The 24,323-nt window shown below is 60.8% G+C and carries 27 protein-coding genes and 1 pseudogene; 17 read left to right on the top strand and 11 right to left on the bottom strand.

The annotated features are described in order from the left end of the window. Positions 1 to 45: 45 nt before the first annotated feature. The 3 genes from QLG12_RS11235 to QLG12_RS11225 all read right to left on the bottom strand — a co-directional run bounded on the left by QLG12_RS11235 (position 46) and on the right by QLG12_RS11225 (position 2,753). Positions 46 to 675, bottom strand: coding sequence for a LysE family translocator (locus QLG12_RS11235; RefSeq protein WP_064378713.1), 630 nt, complete (start codon positions 673 to 675; stop codon positions 46 to 48). 87 nt (positions 676 to 762) lie between these two features. After that, the gene (locus tag QLG12_RS11230) at positions 763 to 2,112 is read right to left on the bottom strand and encodes an NCS2 family permease (protein WP_011333198.1); all 1,350 of its coding nucleotides are present in this window, start codon (positions 2,110 to 2,112) and stop codon (positions 763 to 765) included. Positions 2,113 to 2,309: 197 nt separating this feature from the next. Next, positions 2,310 to 2,753: a MarR family transcriptional regulator gene (locus tag QLG12_RS11225; RefSeq protein WP_134023248.1), complete on the bottom strand. Its 444-nt coding sequence runs from the start codon at positions 2,751 to 2,753 to the stop codon at positions 2,310 to 2,312. An 82-nt stretch (positions 2,754 to 2,835) separates the two neighbouring features. Here QLG12_RS11225 and QLG12_RS11220 point away from each other — a divergent pair, with 82 nt between their 5' ends. Further along, positions 2,836 to 4,002 carry a PLP-dependent aminotransferase family protein gene (locus tag QLG12_RS11220; RefSeq protein ID WP_236195169.1) on the top strand — a complete coding sequence of 389 codons (1,167 nt, stop codon included), beginning with the start codon at positions 2,836 to 2,838 and terminating at the stop codon, positions 4,000 to 4,002. A 31-nt stretch (positions 4,003 to 4,033) separates the two neighbouring features. On the opposite strand, the gene QLG12_RS11215 is transcribed toward QLG12_RS11220, so the two are convergent. The 5 genes from QLG12_RS11215 to QLG12_RS11195 all read right to left on the bottom strand — a co-directional run bounded on the left by QLG12_RS11215 (position 4,034) and on the right by QLG12_RS11195 (position 6,805). After that, positions 4,034 to 4,405, bottom strand: a complete 372-nt coding sequence (locus tag QLG12_RS11215; RefSeq protein WP_007960011.1) for a glutathione S-transferase N-terminal domain-containing protein — start codon at positions 4,403 to 4,405, stop codon at positions 4,034 to 4,036. Between the two features lie 102 nt (positions 4,406 to 4,507). Further along, the gene (gene folE / locus QLG12_RS11210) at positions 4,508 to 5,053 is read right to left on the bottom strand and encodes a GTP cyclohydrolase I FolE (protein ID WP_011333202.1); all 546 of its coding nucleotides are present in this window, start codon (positions 5,051 to 5,053) and stop codon (positions 4,508 to 4,510) included. Positions 5,054 to 5,130: 77 nt separating this feature from the next. After that, complete coding sequence (locus QLG12_RS11205) at positions 5,131 to 5,688, bottom strand: Smr/MutS family protein (RefSeq protein ID WP_197869553.1); 558 nt, start codon at positions 5,686 to 5,688, stop codon at positions 5,131 to 5,133. A 74-nt stretch (positions 5,689 to 5,762) separates the two neighbouring features. Further along, complete coding sequence (locus QLG12_RS11200; RefSeq protein ID WP_007960009.1) at positions 5,763 to 6,083, bottom strand: hypothetical protein; 321 nt, start codon at positions 6,081 to 6,083, stop codon at positions 5,763 to 5,765. 131 nt (positions 6,084 to 6,214) lie between these two features. After that, positions 6,215 to 6,805, bottom strand: coding sequence for a cysteine hydrolase family protein (locus QLG12_RS11195; protein WP_197869552.1), 591 nt, complete (start codon positions 6,803 to 6,805; stop codon positions 6,215 to 6,217). Positions 6,806 to 7,044: 239 nt separating this feature from the next. On the opposite strand from QLG12_RS11195, the gene prmB reads away from it, so the two are divergent. Then, complete coding sequence (gene prmB / locus QLG12_RS11190; protein ID WP_197869551.1) at positions 7,045 to 7,953, top strand: 50S ribosomal protein L3 N(5)-glutamine methyltransferase; 909 nt, start codon at positions 7,045 to 7,047, stop codon at positions 7,951 to 7,953. A gap of 137 nt (positions 7,954 to 8,090) precedes the next feature. Here the strand turns inward: prmB and QLG12_RS11185 are convergent, their stop codons facing one another. Together QLG12_RS11185 and QLG12_RS11180 are read right to left on the bottom strand one after the other, a co-directional pair. Beyond that, positions 8,091 to 8,882, bottom strand: coding sequence for a hypothetical protein (locus QLG12_RS11185; protein WP_197869550.1), 792 nt, complete (start codon positions 8,880 to 8,882; stop codon positions 8,091 to 8,093). 362 nt (positions 8,883 to 9,244) lie between these two features. Further along, positions 9,245 to 10,208: pseudogene (locus QLG12_RS11180) on the bottom strand (alpha/beta fold hydrolase). A 130-nt stretch (positions 10,209 to 10,338) separates the two neighbouring features. Between QLG12_RS11180 and aroC the strand changes: the two are divergent. The 5 genes from aroC to mtnC all read left to right on the top strand — a co-directional run bounded on the left by aroC (position 10,339) and on the right by mtnC (position 14,555). Continuing rightward, positions 10,339 to 11,430, top strand: a complete 1,092-nt coding sequence (gene aroC, locus QLG12_RS11175; RefSeq protein WP_011333207.1) for a chorismate synthase — start codon at positions 10,339 to 10,341, stop codon at positions 11,428 to 11,430. Positions 11,431 to 11,455: 25 nt separating this feature from the next. After that, positions 11,456 to 12,607, top strand: coding sequence for an MFS transporter (locus QLG12_RS11170; RefSeq protein ID WP_197869549.1), 1,152 nt, complete (start codon positions 11,456 to 11,458; stop codon positions 12,605 to 12,607). Beyond that, the gene (locus QLG12_RS11165; protein WP_197869542.1) at positions 12,604 to 13,230 is read left to right on the top strand and encodes a methylthioribulose 1-phosphate dehydratase; all 627 of its coding nucleotides are present in this window, start codon (positions 12,604 to 12,606) and stop codon (positions 13,228 to 13,230) included. Before QLG12_RS11170 ends, QLG12_RS11165 begins: the two co-directional genes overlap by 4 nt. A gap of 91 nt (positions 13,231 to 13,321) precedes the next feature. Next, positions 13,322 to 13,867: an acireductone dioxygenase gene (locus tag QLG12_RS11160; RefSeq protein WP_039770173.1), complete on the top strand. Its 546-nt coding sequence runs from the start codon at positions 13,322 to 13,324 to the stop codon at positions 13,865 to 13,867. 4 nt (positions 13,868 to 13,871) lie between these two features. Further along, complete coding sequence (gene mtnC, locus QLG12_RS11155; protein WP_197869540.1) at positions 13,872 to 14,555, top strand: acireductone synthase; 684 nt, start codon at positions 13,872 to 13,874, stop codon at positions 14,553 to 14,555. Positions 14,556 to 14,633: 78 nt separating this feature from the next. On the opposite strand, the gene QLG12_RS11150 is transcribed toward mtnC, so the two are convergent. Beyond that, the gene (locus QLG12_RS11150; RefSeq protein WP_064378723.1) at positions 14,634 to 14,912 is read right to left on the bottom strand and encodes a DUF3509 domain-containing protein; all 279 of its coding nucleotides are present in this window, start codon (positions 14,910 to 14,912) and stop codon (positions 14,634 to 14,636) included. Positions 14,913 to 15,301: 389 nt separating this feature from the next. On the opposite strand from QLG12_RS11150, the gene QLG12_RS11145 reads away from it, so the two are divergent. From QLG12_RS11145 to QLG12_RS11100, 10 genes are all read left to right on the top strand, one after another. Beyond that, positions 15,302 to 17,140, top strand: coding sequence for a long-chain-acyl-CoA synthetase (locus QLG12_RS11145; RefSeq protein ID WP_282474509.1), 1,839 nt, complete (start codon positions 15,302 to 15,304; stop codon positions 17,138 to 17,140). Positions 17,141 to 17,237: 97 nt separating this feature from the next. After that, positions 17,238 to 17,756: an ankyrin repeat domain-containing protein gene (locus QLG12_RS11140; protein WP_011333214.1), complete on the top strand. Its 519-nt coding sequence runs from the start codon at positions 17,238 to 17,240 to the stop codon at positions 17,754 to 17,756. A gap of 90 nt (positions 17,757 to 17,846) precedes the next feature. Then, positions 17,847 to 18,377, top strand: coding sequence for a hypothetical protein (locus QLG12_RS11135; protein ID WP_197869538.1), 531 nt, complete (start codon positions 17,847 to 17,849; stop codon positions 18,375 to 18,377). 71 nt (positions 18,378 to 18,448) lie between these two features. Next, positions 18,449 to 18,640 (top strand): PLDc N-terminal domain-containing protein, encoded by a 192-nt coding sequence (locus QLG12_RS11130; protein WP_007959984.1) that lies wholly within the window; start codon positions 18,449 to 18,451, stop codon positions 18,638 to 18,640. A 134-nt stretch (positions 18,641 to 18,774) separates the two neighbouring features. After that, positions 18,775 to 19,650, top strand: a complete 876-nt coding sequence (gene speE, locus QLG12_RS11125; RefSeq protein WP_011333216.1) for a polyamine aminopropyltransferase — start codon at positions 18,775 to 18,777, stop codon at positions 19,648 to 19,650. A 216-nt stretch (positions 19,651 to 19,866) separates the two neighbouring features. After that, positions 19,867 to 20,100 carry a hypothetical protein gene (locus QLG12_RS11120; RefSeq protein WP_096822956.1) on the top strand — a complete coding sequence of 78 codons (234 nt, stop codon included), beginning with the start codon at positions 19,867 to 19,869 and terminating at the stop codon, positions 20,098 to 20,100. A gap of 210 nt (positions 20,101 to 20,310) precedes the next feature. Then, positions 20,311 to 20,658, top strand: a complete 348-nt coding sequence (locus QLG12_RS11115) for a ribonuclease E inhibitor RraB (RefSeq protein ID WP_007959978.1) — start codon at positions 20,311 to 20,313, stop codon at positions 20,656 to 20,658. Between the two features lie 476 nt (positions 20,659 to 21,134). After that, positions 21,135 to 22,544 carry a circularly permuted type 2 ATP-grasp protein gene (locus QLG12_RS11110; protein WP_039769936.1) on the top strand — a complete coding sequence of 470 codons (1,410 nt, stop codon included), beginning with the start codon at positions 21,135 to 21,137 and terminating at the stop codon, positions 22,542 to 22,544. 12 nt (positions 22,545 to 22,556) lie between these two features. Next, the gene (locus QLG12_RS11105) at positions 22,557 to 23,507 is read left to right on the top strand and encodes an alpha-E domain-containing protein (protein ID WP_007959974.1); all 951 of its coding nucleotides are present in this window, start codon (positions 22,557 to 22,559) and stop codon (positions 23,505 to 23,507) included. After that, entirely contained in the window at positions 23,504 to 24,313 is an 810-nt protein-coding gene (locus QLG12_RS11100) for a transglutaminase family protein (RefSeq protein WP_282474508.1), read from the top strand. The genes QLG12_RS11105 and QLG12_RS11100 overlap by 4 nt, the downstream gene beginning before the upstream one ends. The last annotated feature ends 10 nt before the right edge of the window (positions 24,314 to 24,323 follow it).

Below are 24,323 nucleotides of genomic sequence, written 5' to 3'. Positions count from 1 at the left end.
CAACTACCGCCACTTCACCCGGAAATGGCGGTCAGTCTGATCGGATCAGTGGCTGCTCAGCAGTGAAGCTGCTCCAGCCCCCCCGAAGAGTCCTGCGCTGATGCGGTTGAACCAGCTCTGCCCCTTGCCGCTACGCAGATAACGCGCCGCGCCATGGGCTCCGAGGCCGTAGGTCAACTTGCACAACAGGTCGAGTAGCGTCCAGGTGGCGATCATCACCAGCAGCTGCGGCAGGAATGGTTGCTCGGCGCTGAGGAACTGCGGCAGAAACGCGGCGAAAAACAAAATGTCTTTCGGATTGCTCGCGCCCAGCACGAAGGCCCGGCTGAACAATGCGCGAAACTTCGGAACCGGTGCAGCCTGAGGCACTTCGGCACCCACCGACGGCTGGCGCGATTGCTGCCAGCTCTGCCAGGCAAGGTAGAACAGGTAGATCGCACCGATGATTTTCAGGGCACTGAACAGTTTCTCGGACGCCAGCAGCAGGGCGCCCAAACCCAGCGCCGAGGCGCTGAGCAGGCAGATCGAGGCGAACACGCCGCCAAGAAACGCCGGGTACGAACGACGCAGACCGTAGTTCAGACTGTTGCTGATCATCAGCAACGACAGTGGCCCCGGAATCAGGATCACTACCAGCGCAGCGCCGCTGAACAGCAGCCAGGTTTCCAGACTCATCACTTGCTCCTTTTTATCGTTATCAAGAATGTGCAAAAGCCCCACCCGGTGGGGTGAGGCTGTTTTGAAGCGTGAACCGCGCAGCGCTTACAGGAAGATGAACTTGGCGATGAAGATCGCGCAGAGCACCCACAGGCTGACGGAAATCTCTTTGTATTTACCGGTGCCGGCCTTCAGCGCGACATAGGTAATGAAGCCCAGCGCGATACCGTCGGCGACCGAGAAGGTCAGCGGCATCATGATCGCGGTGACGATCGCCGGAATGCTGTCGGTCGCTTCGTCCCATTCGATGTGTGCCATGCCGCCCATCATCAGCATCGCTACGTAAATCAGCGCGCCAGCGGTTGCGTAAGCGGGAATCATGCCGGCCAGCGGTGCAAAGAACATCGCGGCTATAAATAGCACACCCACGGTGACTGCGGTAAGACCAGTCCGACCACCAGCCGCTACACCGGCGGCACTTTCCACGTAGCTGGTGACCGGCGGAACGCCGACGACCGCGCCGAATACGCTGGAGGCGCTGTCGGCTTTCATGGCGCGGGACAGATTTTCGATACGGCCGTCAGGGTTCACCAGATTGGCGCGCTGGGCGACGCCCATCAGGGTGCCGGCAGTGTCGAACATGTGCACGAAAAGGAAGGCCAGTACCACGCTGATCATGCTGACGTTGAATACACCGGCGACATTCATGGCCATGAAGGTCGGCGCCAGGCTCGGCGGGGTGGACATTATCCCTTCATAGTGCACGATGCCCAGGCCCCAGCCGGCCAGGGTCACGGTAATAATGCTGATGAGGATTGCGCCGAACACTTTGTGATAACTGAGGATCGCGATCATCAGGAAGCAGATGGCGGCAAGCAGCGGGCCGGGTTCACGCAACGATCCGAGCTTGATCAGGGTGGCCGGGCTATCGACAACGATACCGGCGGTTTTCAGGCCGATCAGCCCGAGGAACAGACCCACGCCGGCGCCCATCGCATAGCGCAGGCTGACCGGAATGCTGTTGAGCAGCCATTCGCGAATCCGCGAAAAGGTCAGGATCATGAACAGAACGCCCGAGACGAACACCGCACCGAGGGCGGTTTCCCAGTTGTAGCCCATGGTGCCGACCACGGTGTAGGTGAAGAACGCGTTGAGCCCCATGCCCGGCGCCAGGCCCACCGGCCAGTTGGCGTAGAGGCCCATCAGCAGGCAGCCCAGCGCGGCGGCGATACAGGTGGCGACGAAGGCTGCACCGTGATCGATCCCGGCATCGGCCATGATGTTCGGGTTGACGAAAATGATGTAGGCCATGGTGATGAAGGTTGTCAGACCGGCAATCAGCTCGGTCTTCACCGTGGTGCCATGCAAGCTGAGTTTGAAGATGCGCTCAAGCAGGCCCGTGCGTAAGGGCGGCGAGAGTTCCAGCGTCGATGCTTCGGATTTGCGGCTTTCCACAGCGAGTACTCCTCAAGAGTTTTATTGTTATTTCCAGGACCGGACCCATGAGGGGGTGGCAGCGGTCCTTTGAGGCATACGCGAATTTGTTGACCATGCGGTCAGGAACTCGCACGCTGTGGATTATGCTTTTGTGTACAAATAAAGCAAATATTGTTTTTGGTTTTGTGGACGAAAAGTCTGGTGATCGAGCTATATCACTCGGTTGGGCGATTGGTGCCCAGCGCCAGATTGACCGCCAGCCAGCCGTTGACCGCCGTTTCGCCGGCTTCGGCAAAGACCCGCTCGAGCAATTTCACCTGTTCGCGGCGCAGCGCCTGTTCAAATTTTGCGCCTTCAACGGTCAGCTCCAGCAGGCGTTTACGCTTGTCGGTCTCGGACGCCACGCTGTCCACCAAGTGCATTTCCTGCAATTGTCGCAACGGCATGTTCAGCGCCTGCTTGCTGACGCCGAGCAGCGCGAGCAATTCCTTGACGCTCAGATTCGGGTAGCGGGCAATGAAAAAAACGATGCGTTGATGCACGCGGGACAGGCCACGACGCTCGAGCATTTCGTCGGCCTTGGCGGTGAACGCCTGATAACCGAAGAAGAAGGCTTCCATGGCCTGTTGTTGGCTGGCGCAGTTTTTAAGGTCAAGCATGTTGACGTTTCCGGCTGAGGTGTCGTAATTTCAGTCAACAAGTTTGACTCATTTTTCCCATGCCTCGCTAGCGGTGACCTCCATGGCTTTTTCCGAACGTGTCTCGCGCCTCAAAAGTTCTCTGATCCGTGAAATCCTTGCCGCGGCCCAGCGCCCGGAAGTGATGTCGTTTGCTGGCGGTTTGCCGGCTGAAGCCATGCTGCCAAAGGTTGAATGGGCCGACATGCCATTGTCTCTCGGCCAGTACGGCATGAGCGAAGGCGAGCCGGCATTGCGCGAAGCGCTGGCGGCAGAGGCGAGGGCGCTAGGTTTGCCGTGTGAGGCGAGCCAGGTGCTGGTGGTCAGTGGTTCCCAGCAAACCCTGGATCTGGCGGCCAAGCTGTACATCGACAAGGGCACCGAAATCCTGCTTGAAGCGCCGACTTATCTGGCGGCCCTACAGATCTTCCAGCTGTTCGGCGCCGATTGCCTGACCGTGCCGCTGGAGGCTGACGGTCCGAACCTCGCGCAATTACGTCAGCGTCTCGAACAACACCGCCCAGCGTTCATCTATCTGATCCCGACCTTCCAGAATCCATCCGCCGTGCGCTACAGCGAAGCCAAGCGCGAGGCCGTCGCTGCAATGCTCGACGAATTCGGCGTGACCCTGATCGAAGACGAGCCTTATCGCGAACTGACCTTCGACGGCGGCAGCGCCCGACCGATTGCCGGACGCCTGAAGAAGTCCAGCTGGATCTACACCGGCACCGTGTCGAAAACCCTGTTGCCAGGCCTGCGCGTCGGCTACCTGATTGCCAGCCCGGACCTTTTCCCGCATCTGCTCAAGCTCAAGCAGTCGGCGGATCTGCACACCAACCGCATCGGTCAGTGGCAGGCATTGCAGTGGATTGGCAGTGAGAAATATCAACAGCACTTGAGTGAATTGCGCGGCTTCTACCGTCAGCGCCGCGACGCCTTTCAAGCGGCGCTGGAAACCCATTTCGCCGATCTGGCGGACTGGAACACGCCGCAGGGCGGGCTGTTTTTCTGGCTGACCCTGAAGCAACCGCTGGACACCCGCACCTTGCTGAACACCGCGCTGGCCAACGATGTGGCGTTCATGCCGGGCGAACCATTCTTCCCCGAGCCGGATCGCAATTCCGGTCACTTGCGCCTGAACTTCAGTCACATCGATCCGGCACGACTCGATGAAGGGCTCAAGCGTCTGGCGGTGGTGGTGCGCCAGGCACAGGCCGCGCAGGCGGCCTGAAAAAACCGGCCATCAGGCCGGTTTTTTTGGATCAGACTGCGGCGAACCGCTTGTTCAGATACTCGATGATGGTGTTGGACTCATACATCCAGGTGGTCTGGCCGTTCTCTTCGATGCGCAGGCACGGCACTTTGATCTTGCCGCCCTGTTCCAGCAGGGTCTGACGATCCTGCTCGTTGTTTTTCGCATCCTTCAAGGCCACCGGAACGTTCAGGCGACGCAGGCTGCGGCGGGTCTTCACGCAGAACGGGCAGGCGTGGAACTGATACAGGGTCAGGTCCTTGGCGGCGGCGTCAACCTGGGCCTGGGCAGCGGCGGGGCGCTGTTTCTTGCCCGGGCGGGTGAGGAAATCAACGAAGATGATCAGTTGGCCGAGGCCGACACGAAGCGCTTTGACGAACACGTTACAAGCCTCACAGGGACATTGAAGAAGGCGCGCAGCTTACCCGATTTTTCACGGACGAAAAAAAACCGGCGATCAACGCCGGTTTTTTTCTGTCACGCATTACTTGATCAGGCTGAGAAACTCGCTGCGGGTCGCCGCGTTTTCACGGAACTCACCGAGCATCACCGAAGTGATCATCGACGAGTTCTGCTTCTCCACACCGCGCATCATCATGCACATGTGCTTGGCCTCGATCACCACGGCCACGCCCAGCGCGCCGGTGACCTGCTGGACCGCATCGGCGATCTGGCGGCTGAGGTTTTCCTGGATCTGCAGGCGGCGGGCGTACATGTCGACGATCCGCGCGACCTTCGACAGGCCCAGCACTTTGCCGCTCGGGATGTAAGCGACATGGGCCTTGCCGATGAACGGCAGCAGGTGGTGTTCGCACAACGAGTAGAGCTCGATGTCCTTGACCAGCACCATTTCGCTGTTGTCGGAGCTGAACAGGGCACCGTTGGTGACCTCTTCGAGCGTCTGTTGATAACCGCGGCAGAGGTACTGCATGGCTTTGGCGGCACGCTTTGGCGTGTCGAGCAGGCCCTCGCGGGAGACGTCCTCGCCCAGTTGGCCGAGAATCGCGGTGTAATTCTGTTCCAGGGACATGAAACTACCTGTGGGGATTTTCGCAAAGGGCAAGGGTACGGTGGCGGACACGACCCTGCAAGTTCGGTGTGACGGGTTTATTCGTCGCGGCCTTCCATCATGGTGCGTTTGAGCATCACGTAAACCGCGCCGGCGCCGCCATGTTTCGCTTGGCACGAGCAGAAACCGAGCACTTGCGCATGCTGGCGCAGCCAGGTGTTGACGTGGCTTTTGATCATCGGCCGCTTGCCGTCCAGCCGCACAGCCTTGCCGTGGGTGACGCGCACGCAGCGGATTTCGAATCTGGTGGCTTCGGCGAGAAACGCCCAAAGGGTTTCCCGGGCCTTTTCGACGTTCATGCCGTGCAGGTCGAGGCTGCCTTCAAACGGGATCTGCCCGATCTTGAGTTTGCGCATCTGGCTTTCCTGCACGCCGTCGCGGGCCCACATCAGTTCGTCTTCGGGGCCGACGTCGATCACGAACTGATCGGACAGGCCGTCAACGGTGGTGGTGTCGGTGCGCACGGTGGCGGACTGGCGCAGCTTGGCGATCCGGTCACGGTCAGTCTTGGGTTTGCCGGTGTCGGCGCGGTCGTGCTTGATCGGCTTGACGCCTTGGATCGCACTTTTGAACAGGGAAAAATCGTCGTCTTGCATGTCAGCCTCCGCGAAGGGCGGCCAGTTTACCCAAACGGACACAAAACGGCCCGGCAAAAAGCCAGGCCCTCAATTCAATCGTGTTTTTTCATCAGGTGCGGGGACATGTTCAATTCTCGCGATTGCCGTGCGCGACGCCGGCAACGACGCCACAGGGCCACGCCGAAATACAGGAACAGCAGGCCGACCGCGAGAATGATCGCCGAGCCGAGCGGTGTTGCATTCAGATCGCCGAGCGCCGGCGGGCGCCCCAGCAGGCTGGCGGCCCCGGCCATCGCCAGCAGCACGCCGAACGTGGCCAGAATGGCCGCGATCGCCGCGCCGAATCGAAATCGCCAGTTGCTTTGGCCTTTGGGCCGCAAGCGGCGTGCGTCAAATCCATCGGATAACTTCATTCCGACCTTCCTCAATGGGTATCGGCCCTTCGACCGGGAGTTGACCGGGTTGTTCCTGAGGCTAGGGTAATTGAAGCAAATGCGAGGTTTTTGCAGATGAGCGGCGGGCCGGGCCGCTCATTTACGATCGATCAGATCAGATCCTGGGTCAGGGCGAGGGTGGCGAAGTTGTCGGCCATGATTGCCATTTCCGCCTCCTGCACCTGTGCGGCACTGAGTACGCGGCCCTTGAACGGTAGATCGCGGGTGGCGCAGGCGTCTTCGACGAGGGTGCAGCGGAAACCCAGGTTCTTCGCGGCGCGCACGGTGGTGCTGACGCTGGAGTGACTCATGAAGCCGCAGACGATCAGATCCAGCGAGCCGATGGTTTGCAGACGATCGTAGAGTTCTGTGCCGTGAAAGGCGCTCGGCAGCAGTTTGCCGATGATGGTTTCATCGCCCTGGGGTTCCAGACCGGGGATGAACTCGCCGCGTTCGCCCTGCGGGTCGAACAGACCGCCGACGGTGCCGAGGTGACGCACGTGCACGATCGGCCGACCGGCTGCGCGGGCGGCGGCAACCAGTTGTTTGATGTTCGCGACAGCCGCGTCCATGCCGCTCAGGGCCAGCGGGCCGCTGAGGTACTCTTTCTGGGCATCGATGATGACCACGGTGGCATGGCTCAACGTGGCCGCTGCGTAACCGCGACCGCTGAGTTGAAACATCGTTTTTGGAACGGACATTCTGGGGCTCCTTCGGGTGGGGCTTTTGCGACATTGTCCTCTGGCTGAGCGGTTCTGTGAATCGCTACCATCGTAGGCACCGTCGTTGCTGGCCTGCAGCCTTGTCAAGTTACACGATCTGTTCAATAGCTGAGGGGAAAATCGGAAGAGTCCTACCGTCGCACAGGAATCTTTCCTGCGTCGTCGCGGCGCGTTTTGGCTGCTAGAATCGCCAGTCGTTTTTTCTGGAGTTCTGCCCCGTGATCACTTCCCGACTTCGTACCCTGCGCGACCACATCCGTTGGGCCGTCAGCCGCTTCCATGGGGAGGATCTGTTTTTCGGCCATGGCACCGACAATGCCTGGGACGAAGCCCGGCAGCTAGTGCTCGGTGCCTTGCACCTGCCATGGGAAATCGCCGACAGCTATCTGGATTGCGCGCTGGAAGACGATGAACTGGTCAACCTTCAGCGCCTGCTCAAGCGCCGCATCGAAGAACGTATTCCAACCGCTTACCTGCTGGGCGAAGCCTGGTTCTGCGGCATGTCGTTCATCGTCGATGAGCGTGTGCTGATCCCGCGTTCGCCGATTGGCGAGTTGATCGAAAACCGTTTTGCTCCATGGATCGGTGACGAACCGGCGCGGATTCTCGACCTGTGCACCGGCTCCGGCTGCATCGGCATCGCGTGTGCCTACGAGTTCCAGAACGCCGAAGTGGTGCTGGCGGATCTGTCGTTCGAAGCGCTGGAAGTGGCAAACCAGAATATCGAGCGTCATGGCGTCGATGAGCGGGTGTTCACGGTGCAGGGCGATGGTTTCGATGGTTTGCCGGGTCAACGTTTCGACCTGATCGTGTCGAACCCGCCCTACGTCGATGCGGAAGATTTCGCCGACATGCCGGACGAATACCAGCACGAGCCGGAACTGGGCCTGGCCTGTGGCGACGATGGTTTGAACCTGGTACGCCGGATGCTCGCCGAAGCGGCGGATCATCTGACCAAGAAGGGTTTGCTGATTGTCGAGGTGGGCAACAGCCAGGTCCACGTCGAAGCGCTGTACCCGGAGGTCGACTTCGCGTGGCTGGAGTTCGAGCGCGGCGGGCACGGCGTGTTCATGCTGACCGCCGAACAGTGCCGCGATCATCAGGCGCTGTTCGCTTCTCGCGTCTGACCCTTAAAAGCTTCGTCGGAACGCCGCCCGGGGCAAGCCCGCTCCCACAGTTTCCGTGTGTGCCGTAACGCCCGGATACGACACAAACCTGTGGGAGCGTGGCTTGCCCGCGATGGGTGCGCCTCGGTCTGTAGTCTTTACCGGTGGGTTGCAATCCAGATCAGCAACCCGGCCTGAAACACCGCAAACGCCACCAGACAAGTAATGGTGAATCGCAACCCGGCGTCTTCGCGCTTGAACTTGCTGACCTTGTCTTCCTGCTTCTTCAGCTTCACTTCCTGCTCGGCCAGGTTCTGCTCGGCCTGTTGCAACATCTGCGCAGCTTCGAGAATTTCGACAATCTGCAGCTTTTCGCTGTTCCAGTCACCCAGCAGGTCGCCGACCTTCACTTCCTTGACGCTGCCCTTCAAATGCTGGGCGTCGGCGTAAACCACATCAAAGCCATGCACCCGTAGAAAGTGATCGCGGCGCAGGCGAGTGTCTTCGTTCAGCGCGTCCTTGTTGTTCAAGTCCATGCCGTCGACGGTGTAGGTGGGCCAGCGCTTTTTTGCCCAGTTGATGCCTTGGGCAGCCATGAAACGGCCGATGCCACGGTTCAGCGGTTCGATCTGCAAACCGCTGTCCGGGCCGAAATGCACACGCTTGGTGGTGTGGTCGACCCAAATATCCAGTTGATTCTGTTCTTTACGCACGCGCTGAGCAGGCAACTTGATCGCCATGCGCATCAGGCTGTGTTCTTTGCCGTTGCGCTCGGCGTAACCGAATTCAACAAAGCGCAGCGGTCGCCCGCCGGTGTTGCGGTCGGTCTGCAACGGCGCCAGGCGGAGCATCTTGTGGTGCTCGACGTGGACATCCGCCCAGGGCAGCTCGACCGCTGGCGGTGCGTCTTTTTCAGCGGTGGTGTCGGGTGAAGTCTGGGTATCGTTCATAACGGCGAGATCCTGTCCAAGCTGCTTGCCGCCAGCCAGTACGCTGGCGACAAAGGCTTATCGGCCGTTTTCCAAAGTCCTAGAGGGTCTGGGGGCGTTCTCAGCTAGTTTTTACGCCGCGTTGTCGCCTTAAAGCGGGCCAGGCAAGGCGTAGGCCGCTGGAAATGGTTGTTCCCTTTCCAAGGCCTGCAACGCAGGCTGGCCCGCTTTAAGGCACAACCCGAAGGGCCGGGCCTGCTGTTGTGCAGGGCTGCGTTGCTCGAAGCTTATTTGGAATGACCAAACCACGCTTCTCGCGCCTTGCCCTGCACAACAGCAGACCCGGCGCGGCGTGAAAACTAGCTGAGAACGCCCCCTAGCGCTCAACGGGTGCGAAGTCCGTCAATAAATTCAAGAACGCGTGTCCCCAGTTCAGCCGCCAGGGGCAAATTCGGGTCCTTGTAGGAGGCCAGTTGTCGCTTCACGTCGTTGGGCACGATGCGCAACACGTGGTTCATGCCTTCGATCAGCGCCAGTTGCGCATCCGGCTTGGCGGCCTTGAGCAATTTCGCATCATCGACCTGGACCTGAATGTCGTTGCTGCCTTGCACGATCAGCGCCGGCATTTTCAGCTGGGCGAAGGTCGCTGCCGGATCCTGACGGAACAGCGAAATCAGGTATGGCTGCACACTCGGACGGAAAATCACCTGCAACGGGGCTGGCACATTGTCGTCGGTATGCCCGGCCTTGAGGCTGTCGAGCAGTTCGTTGCTGCGCAGCATCAACGGGGGAGCGAGGCTGCGGGCCAGTTGCCGGCGCAGCACCTGATCGATCGGTCGGGCTGTGCCGGAGAGCGAAATGACCGCCGCCGCGTCGACCTTTGGAGCGGCCAGGCTGGCAATCAGCGCGCCTTCGCTGTGACCGAGCAGGATCAACGGGCCGAAGCGCGGATCGGCTTTCAGCTTCTGACCCCAGGCCACCGCGTCCGCCACGTAGGCTTGCACCGACAGGTTTCGCTCGTCCGGGGTGGCGGGCCGGCGGGGCCCCCCCCCCCCCCCCCCCGCGCTTGTCGAAACGCACACTGGCGACGTTGTGTTTGGCCAGCACCCAGGCCAGGCGCTTGAGGCTGTCATTGCGCCCGCCGTCGGGATTGTTTCCGTCACGATCGGTAGGACCCGAGCCGGAAAGGATCAGGACAACCGGCACGGGGTTGTCGGATTTGGGCAGCAGCAGCGAGCCGAAAAGTTCGCCGTTGGCAGTCGTCAACGTGACCGGTCGTTGCAGGACAGTCGCCTGGACGAAGCCGGTAAACAGGGAAAGGCTCAAGATCAAAACTCGCAGCATCATCACGCCATCATTTGCCAAGGTGCCGGTTGGACTCACCCGCACCGCTAAGGTTCGAGGATGAACTACTCGGTTAGCCTGCGTATACTGGCGCGCATCACGAATTTGGGTTCGATTTCACGGAGCGTCCTGCATGTCCGGCAATACCTACGGCAAGCTGTTCACTGTCACCACCGCTGGCGAAAGCCATGGTCCGGCGTTGGTCGCCATTGTCGACGGCTGCCCGCCGGGCCTGGAGATTTCCCTTGAGGACCTGCAACGCGATCTCGACCGTCGCAAACCGGGCACCAGCCGCCACACCACCCAGCGCCAGGAAGCCGACGAAGTCGAAATCCTCTCCGGCGTGTTCGAGGGCCGCACCACTGGCTGCTCCATCGGTCTGCTGATCCGCAACACCGACCAGAAGTCCAAGGACTACTCGGCGATCAAGGACCTGTTCCGCCCGGCCCACGCCGACTACACCTACCACCACAAATACGGCGAGCGCGATTATCGCGGCGGCGGTCGCAGCTCGGCGCGGGAAACCGCCATGCGCGTCGCGGCCGGCGCCATCGCCAAGAAGTACCTGGCCAGCCAGGGCATCGTCATTCGCGGCTACATGAGCCAGCTCGGCCCGATCGAAATCCCGTTCAAGACCTGGGAGTCGGTCGAGCAGAATGCCTTCTTCAGCCCGGACCCGGACAAAGTGCCGGAGCTGGAAGCCTACATGGATCAACTGCGCCGCGATCAGGATTCCGTCGGGGCCAAGATCACCGTGGTGGCCGAAGGCGTGATGCCGGGCCTGGGCGAGCCGATCTTCGACCGTCTCGATGCCGAACTGGCCCATGCGCTGATGAGCATCAACGCGGTCAAAGGTGTGGAAATCGGCGCCGGTTTTGCCTGCGTTGCCCAGCGCGGGACCGAACACCGCGACGAGCTGACCCCGGAAGGTTTCCTCAGCAACAACGCGGGCGGCATCCTTGGCGGGATCTCTTCGGGGCAGCCGATCGTCGCGCACCTGGCCTTGAAGCCGACCTCAAGCATCACCACCCCGGGGCGTTCGATCGACATCGACGGCAACCCGGTCGATGTCATTACCAAGGGCCGTCACGACCCATGTGTCGGTATCCGCGCCACGCCGATTGCCGAAGCGATGATGGCCATCGTGTTGATGGATCACCTGCTGCGTCACCGTGGCCAGAACGCCGATGTGCGCGTGAGCACGCCAGTGCTGGGTCAGCTTTGATGAGTGATCTCGAAGCCGTCGCGGTCTGACCGTGGCGGTGCTTCCGTACTGGCGGCTGTCCAGTTTCTATCTGTTCTATTTCGCCTTGCTCGGTTCGACGGCGCCGTTTCTGGCGCTGTACTTCGATCACCTTGGTTTCAGTGCCGCGCGGATCGGCGAGCTGGTAGCAATCCCGATGCTGATGCGCTGCGTGGCACCCAACATCTGGGGCTGGCTTGGCGATTACACCGGCAGGCGCCTGGCCATCGTGCGCTTTGGCGCGGTGTGCACGCTGCTGACTTTCTCGCTGATTTTCGTCAGCAAGACCTACGCCTGGCTGGCGATGGTCATGGCTTTGCATGCGTTTTTCTGGCACGCGGTGCTGCCGCAGTTCGAAGTCATCACCCTCGCGCATTTGCAGGGCCAGACCTCCCGCTACAGTCAGATTCGCCTGTGGGGCTCGATCGGTTTCATCATCACCGTGGTCGCCCTCGGTCGCCTGTTCGAATGGCTCAGCCTCGACATCTACCCGGCGGCGCTGGTGTTGATCATGGCTGGCATCGTGCTCAGCAGTCTTTGGGTGCCGAACGCGCAACCGCCTCAGGGTAATCGACCGACCGGGGAGGGCTTTCTCAAACAGTTGCGCAGTCCCGGGGTGCTGGCGTTCTACGGTTGCGTGGCGCTGATGCAGATGAGCCACGGGCCGTATTACACGTTTTTGACCCTGCACCTCGAACGACTGGGTTACAGCCGTGGCGTGATCGGCATGCTCTGGGCGGTCGGCGTGGTGGCAGAAGTGCTGATGTTCATGGCCATGAGCCGGATCCTCGCGCGTTTTTCCCTGCGGCGGGTGCTGATGGCGAGTTTTCTGCTGGCGGCGTTGCGCTGGTTGCTGCTAGGTTCGTTCGCCGAATTCCTTTGGATCCTGTTGTTTGCCCAGGTGTTGCACGCGGCGACGTTCGGCAGCTTTCATGCGGCTGCCATCGCGTTCGTGCAACGTAGCTTCGGCGCCCGTCAGCAAGGGCAGGGTCAGGCGTTGTATGCCGCGCTGGCTGGCACCGGTGGCGCGCTCGGCGCGTTGTATTCCGGTTACAGCTGGAATGCCCTCGGCGCGACATTGACCTTTAGTATTGCCAGTCTCGCAGCGCTCGCCGCTGCCGTTATCATTGCCATTCGAATGCAAGAGGACAGGCCATGAGCCTTACCCGTGAACAGCTTGCCCGGCAAATTGTCGACGCCGGGCGTTTTCTTTATGGTCGCGGCTGGTCGCCGGCCACCAGCAGCAATTACTCGACGCGCCTGTCGCCGAGCGAAGCGCTGCTGACCGTGTCCGGCAAGCACAAGGGCCAGTTGGGCCTGGACGACGTGCTCGCCACCGACCTGTCCGGCAACAGCCTGGAACCCGGCAAAAAGCCGTCCGCCGAAACTCTGCTGCACACCCAGCTCTACAGCTGGCGCCCGGAGATCGGCGCGGTGCTGCACACCCACTCGGTGAACGCCACGGTGCTGTCGCGCCTGACGCCGCAAGACTTCATCGAGTTCGAAGACTACGAACTGCAAAAAGCCTTCAGCGGCATCTCGACCCACGAATCCCGGGTGCGGGTGCCGATCTTCGACAACGATCAGGACATTGCGCGCCTCGCCGCCAAGGTGCAGCCTTGGCTCGACGCCCATCCCGATTGCGTCGGTTATCTGATTCGCGGCCACGGCCTCTACACCTGGGGCGCGCAGATGAGCGACGCGTTGCGCCAGATCGAGGCCTTTGAATTCCTGTTTGAATGCGAGTTGAAGACCCGCAGCGTCATGAACCGCCAAGGCTGACTTCACCAGAACCAGCCCATTTGCCTGATGAATGCAGTGCCCGACCGGTCTGAAAGAACCGGACGGCAAGGCCGATACCGAGGAATGCCCCATGAGCAGCCTGTCCGTCTATCACGTTTCCAGCCCCGAGATTCCGAACAAGGTGCTGACCCATTTCGAAGACATCGCCTCGACCCTGGCCGAGCAGGGCGTGCGCTTCGACCGCTGGCAAGCCGCCGCGAAGATCCAGCCCGGCGCCAGCCAGGAAGAAGTGATCGGTGCCTATAAAGAGCAGATCGACAAACTGATGACCGAGCGTGGCTACATCACGGTCGACGTGATCAGCCTCAACAGCGATCACCCGCAAAAAGCCGAATTGCGCGCCAAGTTCCTCGAAGAACATCGTCACGGTGAAGACGAAGTGCGCTTCTTCGTCGCCGGTCGCGGCCTGTTTACCTTGCACATCGACGATTACGTCTACGCCGTGCTGTGCGAGAAGAACGACCTGATTTCGGTGCCGGCCGGCACCAAACACTGGTTTGACATGGGCGAGAACCCGCACTTCGTGGCGATCCGCCTGTTCAACAACCCCGAAGGCTGGGTCGCCAACTTCACCGGCGAAGACATCGCCGGCCGCTTCCCGCGTCTGGAGGACTGAGCCGATGTCGATCAAGGTCATTCTCACCGACATCGAAGGCACCACCAGCGCGGTGAGTTTTGTGTTCGACGTCCTGTTTCCCTATGCGGCGAAACATCTGCCGGACTTCGTTCGCCAGAACGCCGCCCGTGCCGATGTTGCCGAGCAACTGGACGCGGTGCGCCGCGACAGCAACGAGCCGCAGGCTGACGTCGAACGGGTGGTGGAAATTCTGCTGGCGTGGATCGCCGAAGACCGCAAAGCCACGCCGCTCAAAGCGTTGCAGGGCATGGTCTGGGAGCAGGGCTATCAGGCCGGCCAGTTGAAAGGCCATGTTTACCCGGACGCCGTTGAAGCGCTCCAGCGCTGGCATCAGGCCGGGTATCAACTGTTCGTGTATTCGTCCGGTTCGATCCAGGCGCAGAAGCTGATTTTCGGCTGCTCGGAAGCGGGGGATTTGACGCCGCTGTTCAGCGGCTATTTCGACACGACCTCTGGGCCGAAGCGCGAAGCGCAGTCGTACAGCAATATCCAGCAGGCCATCGGAGTGGAGCCGCAGGAAATCCTGTTCCTCTCCGACATCGTCCAGGAACTCGACGCCGCCCAGGTCGCCGGCCTGCAAACCTGCGGCCTGGCTCGTGAGGGCGGGGAGCTTGAAGGTCATGTGACCGTCGACAGCTTCACCGGGATCGAACCCGAAGCGTTCTGAGTTCACACAATCGCCGCGCAAAAAAAACAGGCCGTGAAGCGAAAGCTCCACGGCCTGTCTGTTTATACGGTGTTCGAATTACATCGAGTGATAAGTCGGCAGGGCAAAACGTTGCTGACTTTGCAGCATGCCGATCTGCGGCAGCTCGCTGGCTTGTTCTGCCAGATCACGACGGATGGCGCTGATCGCCCACGACAGTTGGTCGCCGGTGTGCAATTGCTGATAGGTGAGCGCACGCTTGAATACTTTGCCGTCGGCACTCTTCAGCGTCAGCAGAATTCCGCCATCGGGACGTGGCTGAGTGGTGACGGCGAAGTTGGAGAACAGGGAAGCAAATTTCTCTTGGATCAGGTTCATGTCTTTCAGCTCCGTATGCACTTGAATGGCAAGCATGCGGAGAGAGTTGCAGCGATTGTGCCAGTATTTTTGTTTTTAAAAATCTATATAAATCAACAAGTTATAAATTTTCACTGTTTCGGGCGTCGTGCAATCTGCATGAATGGCCATCGTGCATCCTGCATTTTGCGGGATCATGGTCGATCCGATGGAACCAATACCCCCAGCGGTAATCACGCTGCCCGTTGCAGCGCCGGGCGGATACAAAACATTGCAAAAACCGCGTGTACAGCCCGCGAAGCCCTGACGTATTTTCGGCCTCGACCCTCGCTTGAGAAGCGCCGGTTGCCTCACCCGATTGCCCGACAATAAAAATCCGGCCTGCGCGTCAAGGTCGAACGGGAGCTGCCATGCGCCACGCGCCGAGCGACACGATTACCTGGGGCATGATGCTCCGCAAACTACCAATGATTGCCAAAACCATCCCGCGGGTGGTGAGAGGCATGAAGGTGGCCAACGTCACGGATCCGACCCAAACCTGCGGCCTTGGCTGGACATTCGAGCAAGCAACCCTGCGCAATCCCGAAGGCCCCGCGCTGCTGTCGGGGGAGGTGGTGCTGAGTTATTCACAGGTCAACCAGTGGGCCAACCGCATCGCCTACTATCTGATCGGGCAGGGCATCGGCAAGGGCGATGTGGTGGCGGTGTTCATCGAAAACCGCCCGGAACTGCTGGTGACGATTCTGGCGCTGGCCAAAATCGGCGCCGTCAGCGCGCTGCTCAATACCTCGCAGACCCGCGATACGCTGATCCACAGCATCAATCTGGTGACGCCGGCGGCGATTGTCGTCGGTGAGGAATTGCTGCCGGCGTTTGCGGCGGTACGCGAGCAAGTGTCGATCCCGGCAGAGCGAGCCTGGTTCGTTGCCGATCAGGACACCTTCAGCCATCCGGGGATCGCGCCTGACGGCTACATCAACCTGATCAGCGCCAGTTCCGATGCGCCGGGCGACAACCCGGCCAGCAGCCGGCAGATTTTCTTCGACGACCCCTGTTTCTATATCTACACCTCCGGCACCACCGGTTTGCCCAAGGCCGGCGTGTTCAAGCACGGCCGCTGGATGCGCAGTTCGGCGAGCTTCGGCATGATCGCCCTCGACATGCGCCCCGAGGACATCGTCTATTGCACCTTGCCGCTGTACCACGCCACCGGGCTTTGCGTGTGTTGGGGTTCGGCGGTCAATGGCGCTTCGGGTTTCGCGATTCGCCGCAAGTTCAGCGCCCGCCAGTTCTGGAGCGACGTGCGCCGCTACCGCGCAACCACCATCGGTTACGTCGGCGAGTTGTGCCGTTATCTGGTGGATCAGCCGCTCAGCGCCGACGACAGCCGTCACGACGTGCGCAAGATGATCGGCAACGGCTTGCGGCCCGGTGCGTGGGCCCAGTTCAAGACCCGCTTCGGCGTGGATCACATCTGCGAGCTGTACGCTGCCAGCGACGGCAATATCGGCTTCACCAACATCCTCAATTTCGACAACACCATCGGTTTCTCGCTGATGGCCTGGGAGTTGGTGGCCTACGACCAGGACAGCGGCGAGCCGATTCGCGGTGACGACGGGTTCATGCGCAAGGTCGACCGGGGCGAGCGGGGGCTGTTGCTGGCGCGGATCGACGACAAGGCGCCGCTGGACGGCTACACCGATCCGCAGAAAACCGCCAAGGTCGTGCTGCAGGACGTGTTCATCAAAGGGGATCGCTTTTTCAATACCGGCGATCTGCTGCGCAACATCGGTTTTGGTCATGCGCAGTTTGTCGACCGCCTCGGCGACACCTACCGCTGGAAGGGCGAAAACGTCTCGACCACCGAGGTCGAGAACCTGCTGCTCCAGCATCCGCATATTTCCGAAGCGGTGGCCTATGGCGTGGAAATCCACAACACCAATGGCCGCGCCGGGATGGCGGCGATCACCCCGGCCGAGTCGCTGGCGACCCTGGATTTTGCCGAGCTGCTGGCCTTCACCCGCGAACGCCTGCCGGCCTACGCGGTGCCGTTGTTCCTGCGGGTCAAGGTGAAAATGGAAACCACCGGCACCTTCAAATACCAGAAGACCCGCCTGAAAAACGAAGGCTTCGACCCCGGCCAGACGGGGGATGACCCGATTTATGCCTGGCTGCCGGGAGCCGAAACCTACGTGCAGGTGACGAATGAAATCCTTGCCGACATCCGGGCAGGCAAGTATCGCTATTGATATTGGCTATCGGTCATCCTGGAAAAAAGGGGATGACAGCTATCGCCGCGCTCGGGAAACTGTCGGCTTTCCGATTGACCGAAAGTGGAGTAGCCCCATGTCCGACCAAAGCCGCCAGATGACCCCCGAAGAAGCCGCCGAATTCACCGAGCAGGTATTCAACAAGGCGCGCGAGGGCGACGCGGTGATGCTGGATCGCCTGATCACTGCCGGTCTGCCGGTGAACCTGACCAACAGCAAGGGCGACACCCTGCTGATGCTCGCCAGTTACTACGGGCACGTGGACGCGGTGCAAGTGCTGCTCAAGCACAAGGCCGACCCGGAACAGCGCAACGGCAACGGCCAGAGTCCGATTGCCGGCGCGGCGTTCAAAGGTGATCTGGCCGTAGTCAAGGCTTTGGTCGAGGGCGGGGCGCAGATTGAAGGTGCATCCTTCGATGGCCGCACGGCGCTGATGATGGCGGCAATGTTCAACCGGGTTGAAATCGTCGATTACCTGATCGACCAGGGCGCCGATCCGAAAGCCAAGGATGCCAATGGCATCACCGCGCTGGACGCGGCCCGCACCATGGGCGCCGTGGACACCACCGCGCAGCTGGAAAAACTGCTGGGTTGAGGCCCCTGGCCGGAACCCGCTCTGTGGCGAAGGCGAGAATGCGCTATCCTTCGCGCCCTCAAAATTCCCTTCGCCACAGGATCCTCCCCCATGAAAGCCGCACTCGCCGAACTCATCAGCAAAATCAGCTCCGGCTGCATGGGCGAAGACGAGATCCTGAAAGTCGCGGATGAAGCGGCGCAGGCTTACGCCGATGCCGACGCATTTCTGACCGCCAACCCGGACATCAACTACGACGATACTTTCCCGATTCCGCTGGGCGAATGGGTGGTGGTCGGCAGCCTGCCGGAGACCGTACTGTTTCAGGCGGACACCTACACTGAGCTGTTCGCACAGATCGTCGCTTCGTTCGGCCCGGGCGTGGAGTTCAACCTCAAGCCCAAGCAACTGGCCAAGACCGAGGCGCTGACCGCGCTCAACCGCATCCAGGTGCAGATGAGCAGCCTGAACAAGGAAAACGGTGGTTACACGCTGATGAACTTCAGCCAGTTGCTCGACGACGAGCTGCAAGTGGTGCTGGTCTACGGCAACGACGTGCCGCGCGTACTGGAACTGTGCGCCGACGTCGGCATCGCTGCCGCGCCGTCGCTGGAAGCCCTGAAGGTCGCCGTTCACGTCTGAACGCAATAAAAGGGAACCCTGAGCGCGACCGTCTATCCTAAAAGTGCATGCCACTATTCTGGAGTGACACCATGGGTTCCACGTTCAACGGCCTGGTCGGCCTGATCATTCTTGCGCTCGACATCTGGGCGATCATCAATGTGCTGAAAAGCGGCGCCGAGACCGGGATGAAAATTCTCTGGGTGCTGCTGATCATCCTGCTGCCGGTGCTGGGCCTGATCATCTGGGCGATTGCCGGGCCGCGGGGCAATGTGCGGATCTGACCGTTCGCACGCTGATAGGGTCGGGCCGATGAACTGAGGTTCGACCTGTCATCTTCGGCAACGTAGAATGCGCGCCTTTCCCGGGCAATCGAACCTGACGATTGGCGCCCGCGCATTCATCGGAGCACTTCACCATGACCGTCACCAAGACCAGCGAATACCTGGAAACCCTCTACGAAGGCTACGGCCAGCGTTTTCGCATGGAAAAACTGCTGCACGAAGTGCGCACCGAACACCAGCATCTGGTGATTTTCCAGAACCCGCGCATGGGCCGGGTGATGGCGCTGGACGGCGTGATCCAGACCACCGAAGCCGATGAATTCATCTACCACGAAATGCTCACTCACGTGCCGATCCTCGCCCACGGCACCGCCAAGCGCGTGCTGATCATTGGCGGCGGCGACGGCGGCATGCTGCGCGAAGTGACCAAACACGCCAGCGTCGAGCACATCACCATGGTCGAGATCGACGGCACCGTGGTCGACATGTGCAAAGAGTTTCTGCCGAACCACTCCAGCGGTGCGTACGACGATCCACGCCTGAACCTGGTGATCGACGACGGCATGCGTTTCGTCGCCACCACCACTGAAAAATTCGACGTGATCATTTCCGACTCCACCGACCCGATCGGCCCGGGCGAAGTGCTGTTCTCGGAAAACTTCTACCAGGCCTGCCACCGCTGCCTGAACGAGGGCGGCATCCTCGTGACCCAGAACGGCACGCCGTTCATGCAGATCGAAGAAGTGAAAACCACTGCCGGTCGCCTGCGCAGCCTGTTCCCGGACTGGCACTTCTATCAGGCGGCCGTGCCGACCTACATCGGCGGTTCGATGACCTTTGCCTGGGGCTCGACCAACCCGGCCTATCGCAAGCTGAGCCGCGAAGTGCTGCAACAGCGCTTTATCGGCAGCGGCATCGTCACCCGCTACTACAACCCGGAAATCCATATCGGCGCCTTCGCCTTGCCGCAATACGTGCTGCAAGCAGTGAACAAGCCAAGCAACGACTAAAAGCACCGTAAAAACCCTGTGTGAGCGGGCTTGCTCGCGAAGGCGTCTTATCATTCAACGTAGAGTTGACTGGTCGTTCGCTTTCGCGAGCAAGCCCGCTTCCACATGGATAGCTTTTTTTTCATGTTCGGCGGATGTAAACCTTTTGAACGATCAATCCTGACAAAAGTCGAGATAGAGGTAAGCCCATTTGCGGGTTTGATCGAGGAGGCTCCGATGCAAAAGTGGAAAGTCACTTTCGTGGATGATCACGGTGAAATTGTCGATGAAATCTTCGAGCGTGCGGAATGCCCCAGCGACGATGAGGCCGCTCGATTGATCAAGGAAAGACTGCTTCCTGTCGCCGCCGCACTGGATCTCAATGATCTGGAAGGGCGAACCTCCGATGCAGGCGCCAAAAGCCTGAAAACCCAGAACAGCATCGAAATCCGCAGCATCACCCCAATCTGAATCTTCATTTTCTTCATGTACCAGGCCTTGGCAGCGGCTCTATCTTGGGGCTACTCTGCAAGCGAGATCAGCGAACGGATCGCTAAGGTCTGGTCTTGTCAGCTACATGCTTGTTTCCCGCCGGCAACGCGGTTGCCGTAAGCACCCGGGCCCTGTGGGCCAGTGCAGGGAATACGGAAAGTCTATCCATCTATGTGAGGGGGACGATTCATGAGCACAGCCTATCAAGAAGACATCAGCAGCAGCGTGCTGCGCCGCATGAAAGAAGGCGGTTTCGATTTTTCCCGATTCCATCCCATCGAGTTCTACGCCATTTTCCCGGACGAGGAGCGGGCACGCAGGGCGGCAGGCAAATTTCGCGGTGAATCCATCAATGCCCAGGTCAGTGCGCGCGACGACGGCGCCTGGTCTCTGGAATTGAGCAAGGTGATGTACGCAACTTACGACGACATTGGCGATTTCGAGCAGGGTTTTTCGGCGGTGGTCGAGCCCTTGGGCGGCATCATCGAAGGCTGGGGCGTGAAACAGGAGATCCGCAACCGGCACCGTTTGAACTGATAACTGACGCAAGACGTCGAGCAACGGCTGACCTTCGGGGCGGCCGTTGTCGTTTCTGCCCCTGAACGCCTCATGGCAAAACCCTGAAACAAGAATCCGGCGCAAAAAAAAGCCACCTGAGGGGGTGGCTGAAAGGGAAGACCGGAAGGAGAGGAAACCGGTCAGGGTTACGGCCGGGAGGGCTGCCGAGGCAAGCCGGATCAGTGAGGCTGCGTATTTCGTCAGCGACGTTTTTGCAGCGGATGCGCGGATTATCCGCAGCCGCCGGCGGGCAGTGAAATCAACTCTGACTATGCTGGTGATAGGCGACGGGACTGCGTCGCAATGAAGCGGGGGCGATCAGGTTGGGGCATTTGCCGCACAGGAATGGTGCGGTGCGTCTGCTGTGATTATCCAACCGATTGAAATCAAAGCGTTTATGCCGATGGCACGGGCCTTGCGAAGGCCTGTATGTCCGGAGTGACAAGGAGTACGGCATGATCCGCACCTATTTTGATGAAATGTACGATGCCGGCGGCCAGATCCGCCCGCATTACCGGGAGTTTGCCCGCTGGCTGGCCGAGACGCCTGACGAACTGCTGGCCCAGCGGCGACGCGAGGCCGATCTGCTGTTCCATCGTGCCGGGATCACCTTCACGCTCTACGGGGACGAGCAAGGGACAGAGCGTCTGATTCCCTTCGACACCATTCCGCGCAGCATTCCCGCCAGTGAATGGCGGATCGTCGAGCGCGGCTGCATCCAGCGGGTCAAGGCGCTGAACATGTTCCTCGCCGACCTTTACCACGAGCAACGCATCATCAAGGCCGGGATCATTCCCGCCGAGCAGGTGCTGGCCAACGAGCAATACCAGTTGGCGATGCAGGGGCTGGACCTGCACCGCGATATCTATTCGCACATCTCCGGCGTCGATCTGGTGCGCGACGGCGACGGCACTTATTACGTGCTCGAGGACAACCTGCGCACGCCAAGCGGCGTGAGCTACATGCTCGAAGACCGCAAGATGATGATGCGCCTGTTCCCCGAACTGTTCGCGGCCCAGCGCATCGCTCCCATCGACCATTACCCGAACCTGCTGCTCGACACCCTGAAAAGCTCAAGCCCGATCGACGACCCGAGTGTGGTGGTGCTGACGCCGGGTCGGTTCAACAGCGCGTTTTTCGAGCATGCGTTCCTGGCCCGGGAAATGGGCGTGGAGCTGGTGGAGGGCGCGGATCTGTTCGTGCGCGACGACAAGGTCTTCATGCGCACCACCGACGGACCGAAAGCGGTGGACGTGATCTACCGCCGGCTCGACGACGCGTTCCTCGATCCGCTGGCGTTCCGCCCGGATTCGATGCTCGGCGTGCCGGGGCTGCTGTCGTCGTATCGCTCCGGCAACGTGGTGCTGGCCAATGCCATCGGCACTGGCGTGGCGGACGACAAATCGGTGTATCCGTTCGTTACCGAAATGATCCGTTTCTACCTCGACGAAGAACCGATCCTGAAGAACGTGCCGACCTGGCAATGCCGCAACCCGTCTGAACTTTCCCACGTGCTGGCCAATCTTCCGGATCTGGTGGTCAAGGAAACCCAGGGCTCCGGCGGTTACGGAATGCTCGTGGGGCCGGCGGCGACGACTGCGGAAATCGATGCGTTCCGCGAGCGGATCAAGGCCAAGCCCCACGCGTACATCGCGCAACCGACGCTGTCGCTGTCGACCTGTCCGACCTTTGTCGAAAACGGCATTGCGCCGCGCCACATCGACCTGCGCCCGTTCGTATTGTCCGGCCGCGAAACCCGGGTCGTGCCCGGCGGTTTGACCCGTGTTGCCCTGCGAGAAGGCTCTCTGGTGGTGAATTCATCCCAGGGCGGCGGAACCAAGGACACCTGGGTGGTCGAGGATTGAAGGAAGCCTGCCATGTTAAGTAGAACTGCCTCGGATCTGTACTGGATGTCGCGCTACCTGGAGCGGGCGGAAAACCTCGCGCGGATGCTCGACGTCAGTTATTCGCTGTCGCTGATGCCGCAGGACGGCCGTGGCGACGGTCTGCACGAACTGGCGATGCCGCTGCTGATCACCGGCACGCTGGACGATTACCTTGAACGCCACGGCGAGCTGCATGCCGAGCGCTTGCTGCACTTCTTCGCCCTCGACGCGGCCAATCCGGCGAGCATCTACAGCTGCCTCGGCGCGGCGCGCGCCAGCGCCCATGCGGTGCGTGGCCGGATCACTGCCGACATGTGGGAGAACATCAACGCCACCTGGCTGGAGATTCGCGGGATCGCCAATCAGGGCCTCAGCCGCTATGGCATGAGCCGCTTCTGCGAGTGGATCAAGGAGCGTTCGCACCTGTTCCGTGGGGCATCCTACGGCACCATCATGCGCAACGACGCGTTTCGTTTCATTCGCCTGGGCACCTTCATCGAGCGGGCGGACAACACGTTGCGCCTGCTCGACGCCCGTTACGAAATGGCCGGCGATCAGGCCGAAGCAGTCAGCGACGGCACCGCTCACGCTTATTACCAGTGGAGCGCCTTGTTGCGGGCGCTGTCATCGTTCGAGGCCTACACCGAGATCTATCGCGATGCGCCCGGCGCCCGGCATGTGGCCGAGCTGTTGCTGTTGCGCGCCGACGTGCCGCGTTCGCTGCGGGCCTGCACCGAAGAGATCGACCAGATCCTCGCGCAATTGCCGGGGGCCAACGGTCGCCCTGCGCAAAGGCTGGCGGCGGAAATGGACGCGCGTCTGCGCTACACCGGCATTCAAGAAATTCTCGAGGAAGGGCTACACGCCTGGCTCACCGAATTCATCCCGCTGGTGCGCCAGCTGGGCAACGCCATTCACAGTTCCTACCTGGAGGCCGCATGAGACTTTCCATCAGCCACGAGACCACCTATCACTACGAAGATCAGGTGCGCGCGAGCATCCAGTACCTGCGCCTGACACCCCACGACAGCGAGCGTCAGCACGTGCTGAGCTGGCAGCTCGACCTGCCACGCCCGGTACGAGCCCAGCTCGATCCGTTCGGCAACATCCTGCACGTCCTGACCATGGACGAGCCTCACGAAGCGATCATCATCGGCGCCCGGGGGCAGGTCGATATCGACGAGTTGCGCGAAGCCGAGCACGAGAGTCAGTCGGCGCTGCCGTTCCTGCGTTTCACCCGGCTGACCGAAGCTGACGAGGCGTTGCGGGCGTTTGCCGAGAAATCCTGCAAGCAGCGACGGGACCGCAATGCACTGATCGACCTGATGCATGGTCTGAACCAGCACATGACCTACAAGCCGGGCGCCACCGAAGTCGATACCAGCGCCACCGAGGCATTTGCCGGGCGGGCGGGTGTTTGCCAGGACCACGCCCACGCTTTCCTGGCTTGCGCACGCAGCCTCGGGGTGCCATCACGTTATGTGTCGGGTTATCTGTACAGCGAGGATTGCGAGCATCTGGCCAGTCACGCCTGGGCCGAAGCCTGGATCGATGACGCCTGGTACAGCTTTGACGTGACCAATGAACTGGCGCGGCCGGAGCGGCACCTGAAACTGGCGGTGGGGCTGGATTACCTCGACGCCTGCCCGGTGCGCGGCATGCGCCGGGGCGGCGGGTCAGAGCAGATGCACGCGAAAGTGCTGGTGTCGCCGACACCAGCGCCAATCATCTCGGTGCAGCAGCAGTAAGCGATGTGGT

Source organism: Pseudomonas sp. V88_4 (genome assembly GCF_029967985.1).
GTDB lineage: Bacteria > Pseudomonadota > Gammaproteobacteria > Pseudomonadales > Pseudomonadaceae > Aquipseudomonas > Aquipseudomonas glycinae.
This window is presented reverse-complemented; position numbering and strand designations above follow the sequence as displayed.